Raw genomic sequence first — 13391 nt, forward strand, 5'->3', positions numbered from 1 at the left:
TATGAATAGCAAAGCCTACATTTTGCAAATAGTATGTGATAAGAACATTACATAATAAGTAGGTGAAGGCAATGTTTCGTTATTTTAAGTTTAAGTTAAATGATACAGTACAGTTTGCCGAGAACGATGGGCATATGTATCGCATTGTCGGTTATCGGTTAGAAAAAGGATTTTATCCAAAAGATGAATGGACTCATATCATTTATGAACTACTTAGAGAATTTGACGGGTATACGATGGATGCAGAAGAGGAAGAACTTGTAAAGGTCGTTCAAGTAGAGGATGAGTATTACAAAATACAAGAAGTATCAGGTTATCGCTATCCAGTAAAAATGAAACAAAAACAACAAGTGATGAAAATAGAAAAGATGGACGATTTATTAGATGCTTACAATGATTATAAAAGGTTGGCGGATTTCTTTAAGGATTTATCGTATGAACAAAAAGCTGAAGAAGTATTGTTAGAAATGAAAAGACTTAGAGCTTGAGGGGCAGTCTATTATAAGACTGTCCTCTATTTTTGACGGTGCATCAAAGTGTGTTTTCCGTTACAATGAGAGAATCAATAGAAATAAGGTGATAAACAGTATGGAAACAAACAAAAAGGGTAAATGGTGTGAAATTACCGTTCCAGCTAAATGGAATGGTATAAGTATTGAATCGGTATTAAAAGTAGAATGGGAAATACCGAAAAAGCTATTACATCAGCTTCGTATGGAAAAAGGTGTTACGGTTAACGGGGAACAAAGAAGATGGAATGAGCTTTTAAAAGAGAACGATAAGTTACAAGTCCATATGTTTGCGGAGGAAGAGTACGGTGTAGATCCAGAATATGGTGAATTACATGTAGTATACGAAGATGATCACGTACTTATCGTAAATAAACCAGAGCAAATGGACACACACCCTGCTGAAAAAGGTGGAACCGGGACGCTTGCAAATCTTGTTGCTTTTCATTTTCAAATGCAAGGTTTAGAGACGAAGGTGCGTCATATTCATCGTTTAGATAAAGATACGACAGGTGGTGTCGTGTTTGCTAAGCATAGAATTGCTGGTTCAATTATGGATCGCTTATTAATGGAAAGAAAAATTAAAAGAACGTACGCAGCGCTCGTTGAAGGGAAAGTAAAGAAGAAACAAGGAAAGATTGATGCTGCTATCGGAAGGGATCGCCATCATGCTACAAGGCGTCGTATTTCTCCAAAAGGTGACCAAGCTATCACATATTATAAAGTAGAAAAGTATTTTAAGAAGCAAAACACGACTCTCGTAACGTTACAATTAGAAACGGGTAGAACACATCAAATTCGTGTTCATATGAGTCATAATGGTAATCCATTAGTTGGGGATGTATTATATGGTGGACAAACAAAATATATGTCCAGTCAAGCATTGCATGCGATGAAGATACATTTCTTGCATCCAATTACGAAAGAAGCGATTGAAGTTGATGTGCCGTTTCCTACAAAGTTAAATAATAAAATAAAAGAATTTCAAAAAGAAAATGCGTAAAGTATAAGTTTTAACTTGAAAAAAGTAGATTTTTGCAGGGATTTCTCTAAAAGAAGCGAAGCCGTTAAGAGAAAAGAGAGGTGAGAATCACTTGATTAAATATAAGTATGTACTGGGAATATTTTTCGCTTGTCTTTTACTTACTCTATTTCTCTATCCCTATTTACCAAATCGTATGGCAGTACATTGGAATGTAAATGGTCAGCCAAACGAGTTTATGAGTAAACAAGTCGTTGTAGCATTTATTCCCTGTTTTATTATTTTTTCATATGGATTTTTGTATATTATTTCACATAATATATTTAAGTTTAATGAAAGAGAGCATGGTATTATAGGCGGATTTATAAAGAAAATTACGTTATTTATGTTGTTTATTCATACGCTTATCCTCTTTATTAATTTTGGGGATTTGATATCCTTTCAAACAGGATTAACGATTGGGATTAGTATGTTTCTTTTTATGCTGAGTAAAGAATTTAAGAAAATAAAAGGCAAAGAAAAAGAAAAAGATCCAATTAAATTACAAAAAATTTGTTTAGTGAGTAGACGGATTTTTCAAGTGATGGCATGTGGCATATTGTTTTCATTGTTTTTGAACTTAGAGTGGGGATTTTATGTATTGCTTAGTGTAATAAGCTGTGGATCTATGTTGTTTATGTTATATATTTTCTATTCATACATAATAGAAAGCTATGAAACTTAAAAAAGAGTCTTCTCATTATGAGAAGACTCTTTTAATCTATTTACTTCGTAATAAATTGTTGTGTCCAGTAGTTGCCGCTTTCTACATAACCAACACCGATGTGAGTGAAGCCGTTATTTAAGATGTTTGCACGGTGTCCAGCGCTGTTCATCCAAGCTTGTACTACTTCTTCAGGTGTACGTTGACCTTGAGCGATGTTTTCACCTGCAGATGTATAAGAAATACCAAATTTCTTCATCATGTCAAACGGAGACCCGTATGTAGGGCTGTTATGATCAAAGTAGTTGTTTTTTTGCATATCTTCAGACTTAATACGTGCTACTTTGCTTAATTCAGTATCGATTTTTAGTGCTGGTAAGCCTTGTTTTGCACGCTCAGCGTTTGTTAATTCAACAACACGTTGTTCAAACTCGCTTAAAGATTTTGCTTCTTCAGCAGGCTTTTGCTCAGCTGGTTTTTGTTCAGCAGGTTTTTGAGTATTGTTGTTTTCAGCAGGCTTTTGAGCTTCTGGTTTTTGAACTTCTTCAGCAGGCTTTTGCTCGGCAGGTTTTTGCTCAACTGGCTTTTGAGTTTCTGGCTTAGCTGTTGGTTGCTCAGTTACAACATTTTCAGTAGGTTGTTGACCAGGAATGAAGCAGTTTGGTTGGAAGTTTCCTTGTTGCCATTGTGCTAATGATTCAACTCCCATAGATTGTAAGAATGCTTGTAATTCTTGTTGGCTCATTTGTTTCATCATTACTTTTGAATGCTGAATATTTTGAACCTTTACGTTAGATGGTTGTACTGTTGCAGCTTGTGCATCTAGAGAAGATACTCCTAAAGTAAGAGCTGTTGCAGCAGCTACAGATAATAAAACACGCTTTTTCATGATGTGTGTCCCCCTATATAAAGTTTTAATTTGTTTTCACACGATTTGTTTTTGACAGCCTGTCTGACTGACAAATTCATCGTAGCATACAATTTGCGAGAAAAAAGATGGAAAAAAATTCATAGACTTTAAAATTACCTAATTTATCCTAAGAGAAGAAGGGAGCAAAAATAAGAGAAATATAGAGTATAAAAGGAATTTATAGTGTTTTTATACTTGGTTTTAAGAGGGGGTTTTTGGATAAAGTTACCTAAATAGAAAATGAAGAATCCTATTGTATCAATGGTTTGAACGTTTTTTTGAGGAATATAATGGATTGATTTTTACAAAACTGTAATGTTTCTGTTGTTCTTTTTTATAATAAAGTAACATATTTTTAATGTTGTAGCAGACAAAAAAGCGGCTATCTCTTTACATAGACGAAGGAAATAGCCGTTTTCCTATTATTACGTATGTTACGAGTTAGTTTCAATTGCTTCTAATAATAAATCCACAATGTGAATTCCTCTCATTTTATGAGAAAGCCCTTCTCGCTCAATACCCAATTTCATTTGTAATAAACAACCTGGATTTGCAGTAACAATGGTTGCTGCTTCTGTTTCATGCACACGGTCCATTTTGTAATCTAGAAATTCCATTGATAACTCTGAATGAACAATATTGTAAATACCAGCAGAGCCACAGCAGCGGTCGGCATCTTTCATTTCTCGATATGTTGCACCTTGGATAGCCTCTAGTAACATACGAGGTTCAGAAGATGTGCGCATAACATTGCGTAAATGACAAGAGTCTTGATACGTAATAACTTGCGGCGTGAGTCGTAAGTCAGTTCGCTTATGGAAGTCTAGTTCTACTAGTATAGCAGTAATATCTTTAATTTTAGAAACAAACTGCTTAGCACGTTCAGCCCAATCCGGATCATCTTTTAAAAGATAATCATAGTCTACGAGATAAGCCCCGCAACCACCTGCATTCGTAATAATATAGTCGATGTTTAAATCTTCGAATGCTTTTATATTTCGCTTTGCTAATTCTTTTGCTCCACTCTTTTCACCAGCATGTCCATGCAATGCACCGCAGCAACTTTGTGTTTTTGGAATAACGATATCACAACCAGCTAATTGAAGAAGTTTCATCGTTGCGTTATTTGTTTCTAAAAACATCGTATCCATTAAGCAGCCTGTGAAGAATGCAACTTGTTTTTTCTTTGTGCTTTCTGCAGGTAAAAATGAAGGACGATCTTTCATGGCTTTCATTTTAGGGACTTTTGGTAAAACGAGATCCATCGTTGCAAGTGTTTCAGGGAATAACTTCATAATCCCTGTTTTATGTGTTAGCGTTTGTAAACCAGAACGTTGATAAAATCCGATTAGTCCAGTTAATGTTCTCATTCGATTTTGATGGGGGAATAGTCCTTCAAAAACGGCTTTTCGAACAGCTTTCACTGGCACTGAGAATTTTTTATTTTGATTAATAATATCACGAGCTTCTTCTAATAAATGTCCATAATTTACACCAGATGGACAAACAGGTTCACAAGCACGGCAACCAAGACAAACGTTTAATGTATGTTCAACATCTTCATCTGGTTCGATTAAACCATCAACGACTGCTTTCATTAATGCAATACGTCCGCGTGGTGAATGTGACTCTTTATATCCGGATTGAATGTAGGTAGGACAAGTAGGTAAACAAAAACCGCATCGCATACAGTTTAGTAATTCATCTTCACTTAATCGTTCTTTAAATTCTTTTTGAATATTTTCTTTATTTAATGTGGTCATTGCTCAACCACCACTCTTTTTCGAGTGTCTTTCGCGAACATTTTTCCAGGATTCATAATGTTATTTGGATCGAAAGCTTGCTTTATTCCTTGCATAGCTGCAATACCTTCTTTACCTAATTTCATTTCTAAATATGGAGCTTTCATTGCACCAACACCATGTTCACCAGTAATTGTGCCACCAAGTTCAATTGCTTTCGCAAATATTTCAGCAAAAGCTTGTTCAGCTCGGTGCATTTCTTCTGCATTACGAGCGTCTGTCATACAAGTTGGATGTAAATTACCATCACCAGCGTGTCCAAACGTACAAATAGGAATATTATATTTTTTTGCAATGGCATTAATAGCTTCAACCATCGGAGCGATTTGTGAACGTGGTACAGTCGCATCTTCTAATATTGTAGTAGGTTTTAATCGTGCGAGCGCTGATAGAGCACTACGGCGAGCGGTACGAAGCGCATCTGCTTCTGTTTCGTCTTTTGCAATACGAACATCAACTGCATTCATAGAGCGGCAAACATTAGCCATGTTTTCAATATCTCGATTGACTACTTCGGGAGGGCCGTCTTGTTCAATTAATAAAATTGCTTTTACATCTGTAGGTAAACCGATTTGCGCAAACTCTTCTACTACTTCAATTGTCGGTTGGTCTAAGAACTCCAGTGTTGCTGGAATGATTTTATTTGCAATAATAGAAGAAACAGCACGTGCAGCTTCATTAATATCTTCATATAGTGCAAGCATTGTTTTCTTTGTTTCAGGCATAGGAACAAGTTTTAATATAGCTTCTGTTACCACGCCAAGTGTTCCTTCAGAACCGATAAATAAACGAGTTAAATCGTAACCAGCTACATCTTTTGCTAATTTACCACCAGTGCGAATAATATCGCCATTTGGTAAGACAAGTTCAAGCCCCATTACATAATCACGTGTTACACCGTATTTCAAACCGCGTAATCCACCTGAGTTTTCATTAATATTACCGCCGATTGTAGAAATTTTCATCGAGCTTGGATCTGGTGGATAAAATAAACCTTTTTCTTCTACCGCTTTAATAATATCAAGTGTAATGACACCAGCTTGTACAGTAATTGTTAAGTTTTCTTCATCAATTTCTAAAATATTGTTCATATGGCGGAAAATAAGGACGATACCGCCTTCAAGTGGACATGTTCCTGCGCAAAGATTTGTTCCAGACCCGCGCACATACACAGGAATTTTGTGAGTGTTACATACTTTTAATACTTCAGCTACTTCATTTGTATTACGAGGAGCAATGACTGCATCAGGCATTGCTTGGAAGTTTGGAGTGGCATCATAACTATAAGTTAAACGCCCCATATTGGATGTATCTACATTATCTTCGCCAACAATAGATACGAATGAATGAATAATTTGTTTTTCTAACATTGGAAATCCCCCTCAAACTGTTAACGTGTTTAGTTATAATAAACAACGTGGTAACAGTGCTTTCATTATAATGATAAAAAAGTCGAGGGATTCTTTCTATGTATAATCATCTAAAGATTAATCTGTTTTATCGTTCTTTTTTGTATGATCATCTAATAGGAGGAGTGCGAAGTATAAAACGTTTAAGTCTTTGAATTGTTTTGGATCAAGTCCTGTATGTTCTTCAATCTTTTTTAGCCTGTAATGTAATGTGTTAATGTGTATATGTAATTGTTTAGCCGTCTGTTTATAAGATTGGTTATAATCGATAAATAAGCGCAAAGTATGTATAAGCTCAGGAAATGATAATAAGTTTTCGATGGTACGCTCTAGAAATTGTTCACGCGTTTCGGCAGAAATATCTTGTAAACACATTTCTAAACGTAAATCTTCATTAAATACAATTTTTTTCGTTTCCAATGATACAGAAAGAGCGCGTAATGCTTGTTCGTAACATATGTTCATATTGTTTGAGGTAACTGTTTGTCCAATCCCGATATATAAAGAAATAGAAAATAAAGTTTCGCAGTCTTGTTTTAACCGTTTTAAAAATTGATAAGTTTGCTCTTTTGAGCTCGTTGCTGTAAATAAAATAAAACGATCATTTCCCCAACGAACAAATAGATGCTCTTTTGTTAAAATATTACGTATGTGTTGCCATATTTTACGCTGGAGCATCGTGTCATTTTTGCCAATAGAAAACAAAATAAGTTGTTTTTTCTTATATAAATCAATGCCAAGTGTTTTGGCGCGATCAAGAAAACTCGGGGACCACTCTGTATTTTGAAGCCAATCAAAGACAAAAGCTTCATAAGAACGGTGCTCAAGTTCTAGTTGCTCTAAAAAGTAGTTTTCATGAATTAATAATTCGGTCATCTTACGCAATATTTCTCCGTAGCGTGAAATATTTTCAGGTTCTCCTGTAATCCCAATGACACCAATTACTTCATCATGAAATAATAAAGGAAGATTCATCCCAGCCTTTACACCTTGCAATCGCCTTTCATCTTCTTTTGTAATGATGACGGTTTTCTTTTGTTTGGCGCAGCGGAGTGCACCTTCATGAAATTGACCAATTCTTTCTGTATCTGTACTTGCGATAATAACGCCTTCTATATTAATGATAATAATATTTTCTGTAATTAGTCTGCGTACTTCTCGTACAATTTTATTCGCTAAATCAGGAAATAGCATAATTGACACACCTCAAATTCTATTTGTTGTACATTATATATGTAAATTGAGTAAGAAAGGGAAATTTCACACTTTCCACACATTTATTTGTTATTTTACAATTATAACGAAATCATCCGAAGATGGAGGGAATCTTTTGAGAAAGTATGTTTTTCTTCTCTGTTTTTTATTTCTACTAGTAGGGTGTCAAGGAAGTTCATATACACCAATTGCTAAAGATAAAAATGTTATTATAACTACGAATATAAAAGAAGGCAGCATTAGTTTTATTGATAAAAAAGATAAAAAGTTAATTACGACATGGGAACTAAATGAGCCAATGGCCGGAATCACACTGCTTCCAAATGGCGATGAAATACTTGTATACGGTAAGCAATTAGAATATATGTATGTATATTCACTAGCGGAAGGAAGGCAAGTGGGAAAATATAAAACTGGAAAGGGCATTGTAAATGTGGTGGTATCAGCAGATAAAAAACAATTATTTGCTGCTGATCAAAATGTTCAAAAGGTAAGGTTCTTTACGATAAATGGGAAAGAGACAGGAAGTGTTTCAACAGGAAAAGGGCCTATAACGATGGTAGAGTATCAGAATCGGTTATCTGTACTAAACTTTTATGATACGAAACTAACGACAATTGATACGAAGAAAAAAGAAGTTATTCAATCCTTTATGATTCCGCCAGCATCAACAGGAGCGACGATTAGTCCTGATGGGAAAGAAATATGGATTGGCGGACATGGTGATGGAAATCAAGTAAATGAGAAAGTGTTAGTGTATTCTTTACAGAGTGGAGAAATGGTGCGTTCTTTACACGCTCCATTTATGCCTGTGAATATAACGAAGGATAGTAAGTACGTATATGCACTCAGTCATGGATCGAATACACTTAGAAAGTTTGATATTAGCACATATAAAGAAATAGCTTCTGTAGAAGTAGGGTCGAATCCATTTGCATTTTTTGAGAGCGGAGCAGAAGGGTATGTAGCCAGTTATGATAGTGATGAAGTGTGCGTTATAGATATGAAGAATTTGAAAATAAAACAAACAATTAAAGTCGGAAAAGGACCGTTTCAACTCATAGAGAGGGAAGGGAAGGACAATGAATAAATATAGAGTGCTAGTTGTAGATGATGAAAGTGATATGAGACAGCTTGTTGGAATGTATTTGGATAACTTTGGATATGAGTGGGGAGAAGCTGAGAATGGAAAAGAGGCTCTTAAAAAACTAGAAACGGATCATTATGATTTCGTTGTATTAGATATAATGATGCCAGAAATGGATGGACTTTCAGTTTGTAAAGAAATTAGAAAAACGTCAGATGTGCCGATTATATTTTTAACGGCAAAAGGTGAAGAGTGGAATAGGGTGAACGGCTTACGTATGGGAGCAGATGACTATATTGTAAAACCGTTTAGTCCTGGTGAATTGGTTGCCCGTATGGAAGCTGTGCTAAGAAGATATACAAAGCAAGAACAGCAAGAAGAGATTCAATTTGGACCAATTCTTATCAATGAAAAAAGTAGACGAATAGAGGCGGGTGGTGAGCCGATTTCTCTTACTGTAAAAGAGTTTGATTTATTATATTTTCTTTGCCAACATACAGGACAAGTATTTAGCCGGGAGCAATTACTTGAAAAGGTATGGGGATATGATTATGCCGGAAGTACAAGAACGGTAGATACGCATGTGAAAACGATGCGCTTGAAGCTTGGAGAAAGTGGAAACTACATTCAAACTGTTTGGGGTGTAGGCTATAAATTTGAGGTGTAACGTATGTTTACGATGGTACAAAAACTTTGGCTTACAGTAGTATGTGCAGTATGTGTAACAGTGTCCTTTCTTTATTTCGTATCTTTATACTCGTATGAAAAATTATACGTTGATAATTTAAAAGCTTCGTTAGTAATGGAAGGAAAAAGTCTTGCTGCTCAATATGATAAGCGTGAAGGAATATCAACTTTTGAAGAGAAAGTAAGATCGTTTGATCAAATATCTAGTTCAGACGTTATTTTCGTGTCTAATCCGCGTGATTTAAGCGCATGTTTGCCTTTTGATGTGCATCATCATTCTCTTATAAGTGAAGGAGATAGGCAAACGCTATTAGACGGGAAAACTGTGACAAAAATAGGATATGAAGAACATTTTGACCGTAATATTATGGGGGTTGTCATCCCTGTATTGGAAAATAAAAAATTAGTCGGAATTGTCTATTCGTATATTCCTTTAAAAAGTATAAAAGATTTAATCTATGATATGGGTCTTATTTTAGCACCGTTAGCAATTGCTATGATTTTAATTACGATATGGGTTGGAAGGAAAATTATAATTGCAATTACGAAGCCACTTTCGCAAATGGAGCGGGTTGCAAATCATTTGGCTACGGGAGATTTTTCGGAGCGGATTACAGTTTCTTCAGAGGATGAAATTGGACGATTAGGAAAAGCATTTAATAAAATGGCAAATTCATTAGAAACAGAAGATGTAAAGCGTAAGGAATTTTTAGCAAATGTTTCGCATGAACTTAGAACACCACTTAGTTATATAAAAGGGTATAGCGAGGCTATTTTAGATGGTGTTGCAAAGGGACCGCAGCAGGAAAAAGTAACGCAGCTAATTCATAAAGAAGCAGGTCGTATGCAGCGTCTCGTTCATGACTTGTTAGACTTAGCACAATTAGAAGGTGAGCACTTTCCGTTAAAGAAGCAACCTATCGTTTTTTCACAGCTGATTGAAGACGTATTAGATACGTATGAGATTAAGTTTATAGAAAAGGAAATTCATATTTCAACCAATTTAAATCCAGAGGTCATTGTCATGATTGATGAGGATCGTATGCAACAAGTGCTTCATAATGTGTTAGATAATGCGATACGGTATACAAATCAAAAAGGAAATATCGTTATAACTTTAGAGCAAATCGATGATTACTGTGAATTAAAAATAAAAGATACAGGAATTGGTATTGATATAGAACATTTGGAGAATCTTGGAGAACGCTTTTACCGAGTTGATAAAGCGAGAAGTCGTCAACACGGTGGAACAGGTTTAGGCCTTGCTATTGTGAAACAAATTGTTCATATACATGGTGGACAGTGGAAAATTGAAAGTGAAAAAGATAAGGGAACAACGGTTATTATTAAACTGAATGTACAGGATGAGGGGAGCATGTTCTAATTTTTAGGACATGTTCTTTATATTGAAGAAAATATTTATCCCGCTATTCGCCGGGCAGTAAGACACTCACCTGTTATGAAGTGACCTTTGTCAATAGTTTTTCACCCATAATATTTTTCTTGATGGCATACAAAAGCTTCAGAAATAAGATCTATCGACAGTTAACCACTCTGTTATTCGTGGATTGGTTACCTCAGGTTAATGGTTCGTCGTTAGGCTCTTATAATCTCACTGCGTGGATCACACCTTTTCAAATTCTAATAAATAGCTTGTTTATCAGAATTTCAGCCATGCCAGAAGAGGTGAGTCATAGATAGCCAGACCTGTAATTCACTATCTCTGAAGCTCATCTATGCCATCAATTGATACCTTTGGTTTCTAACTATGAATGAATCAATCAACTTCATATCCTTCCCTCTTTATTTTCGGTGAATTTTACCTGTTTCTAATCCCCATATAAAACACCCCAGTTCTCTTGCGATAGCTGTAACGGCAACATTTCTAGGTTTCCCTTGATATATCATGCGATAATATTTTCTTTGTAACCTTTCTACAGCCTGATCCGCATAAGCAATCACTTCGCTTCGTTGCCCTTTTTGTCTTGCTTTCACTCGCTTCGATTTTAATCCGATTGTTCCTTTTACCAACGCATTTGCACATTCTACAAGAGTAGACCTAACGGTCGAATTTCCTTGTTTTGTAATCGAACGTCGACTGATTTTTTCTCCACTTGAGCTTTCGCTTGGTGTCAATCCTACATAAGCCATAAATGCTTTAGCCGTGGGAAAACGAGTGAAGTCTGCAATTTCCACATGAACAGTCATTGCCGATGTTGTATCTATACCTTTTAAGCATCTTAAATTTGCGATTGGTTCTTCGTACCTTTCACGATGAGATAATTCTTCTAATCTCAGACTGAACCGCTCAATTTTATCGACTAGAACATCATACTGTAATAGGTATTCGCCTAACGTTTCTTTGAATAATCCTTGTAGATCAAGATTCTTTAACCATTTCATATAAGCGATTGTCCAGCTTGATTTCCCTTCATACACATAGCCATGCCTTAAAAGGAATGCTTTTATCTGTTGTTTTATTTTTTTCAAAGATGTTTTAAAATCACCTAACATGCGGATATACTCTTTCACGGCAACATCCTCTTCTTCTGGAACATATACTTCTTTATAGGTGCCATTTGCTAAATTAAGAGCAATCATTTTGGCATCGAATTTATCATTTTTAACCATTTTATTTTTTGATGAACTGTACATTGTTGTGGGAGCTAAAATATCACAATCAATTCCATTTTGTTCAAGAAGATTATGAAGTGAATACCCTAAACAACCAGCCTCATATCCAGCTTTAATTTTTATATCTTCACCATATTTTGTTTTCAGTTTCTCAACGAATTTTTTTACGAGAGATACATTTGAAGCACATCGTGCTTCTCTTACAATTTCCCCAGTTGTTCCGTGTAGTGCACATAAGCTAAAACTTTCCTTGTGGACATCCATCCCAATATAGATTATATTTTCCATAGTGGCCTCCTATTATCATAGGGTATAACCCCATTCATAATGTTTTCATTCATTATTATGGGTTAAAATCCCTGACTTGATAATCTAGGAGGTCGCTTCATATTATCTCAAAATTCAACGGAAGCAAAGAAGTTAGGTGGAGGCCCTGCTGCCCGTAAAAGCCCGATTGGTGAGAGCTAATAATCAGTGGGCGATGAACAAAACCTCCACTGATTAAAGTTTCACTTTATACGTAAAAATATAAATTAATATGTAATAAATATCGAAAATTTGACTATTTTATGAACAAAACATTTGTACTTCTTATCAATTCGGTCTAAAATAGTTATGATGCAAAGTTCTTATAAATCGTTTCAATTGTTGTTTGGAAGATACTGAGGTGATTTAACTGGAGTACAAATCTATTAAACCGAAAAAAATTTACGAAGAAGTATCTGAAGCTATTTTAACAATGATTAAAAATGGTACGTTAAAACCTGGTGACAAACTACTCCCTGTGCATCAATTAGCTGAGCAGTTTCAAGTTGGCAGATCTGCTGTTCGTGAAGCGCTAAGTGCGCTAAGAGCGATGGGCTTAATTGAGATGAAACAAGGAGAAGGTACATATGTGAAGAACTTCGATTCTTCTTCATTAACGAAATCATTAAACAATAGATTATTAATGAAGAAAGAAGATATTTTGAATTTATTAGAAGTACGAAAGGTGCTTGAAGTGGGGGCAGTTCGAGTAGCGGCGGCAAAACGTACGGAAGATAACTTACAAAATATGAAACATTGGTTAGATGAAATGGCAAAGAGCATTGGAGATGAAAAGGCTGGCGAAAAAGCCGATTTTCAATTTCATATGGGAATTGCAGAGTCTTCGCATAATAACATTTTGCTTGAACTCATGAATCATGTTTCAGAGATGATTGCTGAAACAATTGGTGAATCAAGACGCATTATTTTATATGGTGAACAAACGACATCAGAACGACTTATAGAAGAGCATCAAGTTATATATGATGCGGTGTTAAAACAAGATGTAGAATTAGCGCAGCAAGCAATGCTAGATCATTTAACAAATGTAGAACATATTGTCACAGGTAAAAACGATATAAATTCGTAATTTAATCTTTTAAAAATTTAATTTTCTGATAAAATAGAGAAAGATTAAGTAAGCGTT

General features: G+C 35.3%; 12 protein-coding genes. 7 read left to right on the top strand and 5 right to left on the bottom strand.

Annotated features, from left to right (window positions below; genetic code table 11):
- Positions 1 to 71: 71 nt before the first annotated feature.
- From MHH55_RS00485 to MHH55_RS00495, 3 genes are all read left to right on the top strand, one after another.
- Positions 72 to 488, top strand: coding sequence for a hypothetical protein (locus MHH55_RS00485; RefSeq protein WP_000490301.1), 417 nt, complete (start codon positions 72 to 74; stop codon positions 486 to 488).
- A gap of 100 nt (positions 489 to 588) precedes the next feature.
- Positions 589 to 1512, top strand: a complete 924-nt coding sequence (locus MHH55_RS00490; protein WP_000449648.1) for an RluA family pseudouridine synthase — start codon at positions 589 to 591, stop codon at positions 1510 to 1512.
- A 91-nt stretch (positions 1513 to 1603) separates the two neighbouring features.
- Positions 1604 to 2215, top strand: a complete 612-nt coding sequence (locus tag MHH55_RS00495; RefSeq protein ID WP_006917704.1) for a DUF1648 domain-containing protein — start codon at positions 1604 to 1606, stop codon at positions 2213 to 2215.
- A gap of 40 nt (positions 2216 to 2255) precedes the next feature.
- On the opposite strand, the gene MHH55_RS00500 is transcribed toward MHH55_RS00495, so the two are convergent.
- The 4 genes from MHH55_RS00500 to MHH55_RS00515 all read right to left on the bottom strand — a co-directional run bounded on the left by MHH55_RS00500 (position 2256) and on the right by MHH55_RS00515 (position 7509).
- A complete protein-coding gene (locus tag MHH55_RS00500) occupies positions 2256 to 3083 on the bottom strand; it encodes a CAP domain-containing protein (protein WP_000747596.1) in 828 nt (275 codons plus the stop codon).
- A 455-nt stretch (positions 3084 to 3538) separates the two neighbouring features.
- Complete coding sequence (locus MHH55_RS00505) at positions 3539 to 4867, bottom strand: (Fe-S)-binding protein (protein WP_000209619.1); 1329 nt, start codon at positions 4865 to 4867, stop codon at positions 3539 to 3541.
- Positions 4864 to 6276, bottom strand: coding sequence for a glycolate oxidase subunit GlcD (glcD, locus tag MHH55_RS00510; protein WP_000890755.1), 1413 nt, complete (start codon positions 6274 to 6276; stop codon positions 4864 to 4866). Before glcD ends, MHH55_RS00505 begins: the two co-directional genes overlap by 4 nt.
- A gap of 117 nt (positions 6277 to 6393) precedes the next feature.
- Entirely contained in the window at positions 6394 to 7509 is a 1116-nt protein-coding gene (locus tag MHH55_RS00515) for a CdaR family transcriptional regulator (RefSeq protein WP_000898641.1), read from the bottom strand.
- Positions 7510 to 7645: 136 nt separating this feature from the next.
- Here MHH55_RS00515 and MHH55_RS00520 point away from each other — a divergent pair, with 136 nt between their 5' ends.
- Genes MHH55_RS00520 through MHH55_RS00530 form a run of 3 tightly spaced genes read left to right on the top strand, consistent with a single transcriptional unit; the run spans position 7646 to position 10688 of the window.
- Complete coding sequence (locus MHH55_RS00520) at positions 7646 to 8620, top strand: YncE family protein (protein ID WP_001234154.1); 975 nt, start codon at positions 7646 to 7648, stop codon at positions 8618 to 8620.
- Positions 8613 to 9284 (top strand): response regulator transcription factor, encoded by a 672-nt coding sequence (locus MHH55_RS00525; protein WP_001046398.1) that lies wholly within the window; start codon positions 8613 to 8615, stop codon positions 9282 to 9284. The genes MHH55_RS00520 and MHH55_RS00525 overlap by 8 nt, the downstream gene beginning before the upstream one ends.
- A 3-nt stretch (positions 9285 to 9287) precedes the next feature.
- Entirely contained in the window at positions 9288 to 10688 is a 1401-nt protein-coding gene (locus tag MHH55_RS00530) for a sensor histidine kinase (protein WP_000494796.1), read from the top strand.
- Between the two features lie 419 nt (positions 10689 to 11107).
- On the opposite strand, the gene MHH55_RS00535 is transcribed toward MHH55_RS00530, so the two are convergent.
- Positions 11108 to 12226: an IS110 family transposase gene (locus tag MHH55_RS00535; RefSeq protein ID WP_340880263.1), complete on the bottom strand. Its 1119-nt coding sequence runs from the start codon at positions 12224 to 12226 to the stop codon at positions 11108 to 11110.
- Between the two features lie 418 nt (positions 12227 to 12644).
- On the opposite strand from MHH55_RS00535, the gene MHH55_RS00540 reads away from it, so the two are divergent.
- Positions 12645 to 13334 (top strand): FadR/GntR family transcriptional regulator, encoded by a 690-nt coding sequence (locus MHH55_RS00540; RefSeq protein ID WP_254904515.1) that lies wholly within the window; start codon positions 12645 to 12647, stop codon positions 13332 to 13334.
- The last annotated feature ends 57 nt before the right edge of the window (positions 13335 to 13391 follow it).

This window comes from Bacillus sp. FSL K6-2944 (assembly GCF_038005385.1).
In the GTDB taxonomy this organism is placed as follows: domain Bacteria; phylum Bacillota; class Bacilli; order Bacillales; family Bacillaceae_G; genus Bacillus_A; species Bacillus_A cereus.

Coding starts and splice junctions, on each gene's coding strand:
- MHH55_RS00485 (WP_000490301.1), top strand. CDS start 72: ATGTTTCGTTATTTTAAGTTTAAGTTAAATGATACAGTACAGTTTGCC.
- MHH55_RS00490 (WP_000449648.1), top strand. CDS start 589: ATGGAAACAAACAAAAAGGGTAAATGGTGTGAAATTACCGTTCCAGCT.
- MHH55_RS00500 (WP_000747596.1), bottom strand. CDS start 3,083: ATGAAAAAGCGTGTTTTATTATCTGTAGCTGCTGCAACAGCTCTTACT.
- MHH55_RS00505 (WP_000209619.1), bottom strand. CDS start 4,867: ATGACCACATTAAATAAAGAAAATATTCAAAAAGAATTTAAAGAACGA.
- glcD (WP_000890755.1), bottom strand. CDS start 6,276: ATGTTAGAAAAACAAATTATTCATTCATTCGTATCTATTGTTGGCGAA.
- MHH55_RS00515 (WP_000898641.1), bottom strand. CDS start 7,509: ATGCTATTTCCTGATTTAGCGAATAAAATTGTACGAGAAGTACGCAGA.
- MHH55_RS00525 (WP_001046398.1), top strand. CDS start 8,613: ATGAATAAATATAGAGTGCTAGTTGTAGATGATGAAAGTGATATGAGA.
- MHH55_RS00530 (WP_000494796.1), top strand. CDS start 9,288: ATGTTTACGATGGTACAAAAACTTTGGCTTACAGTAGTATGTGCAGTA.
- MHH55_RS00535 (WP_340880263.1), bottom strand. CDS start 12,226: ATGGAAAATATAATCTATATTGGGATGGATGTCCACAAGGAAAGTTTT.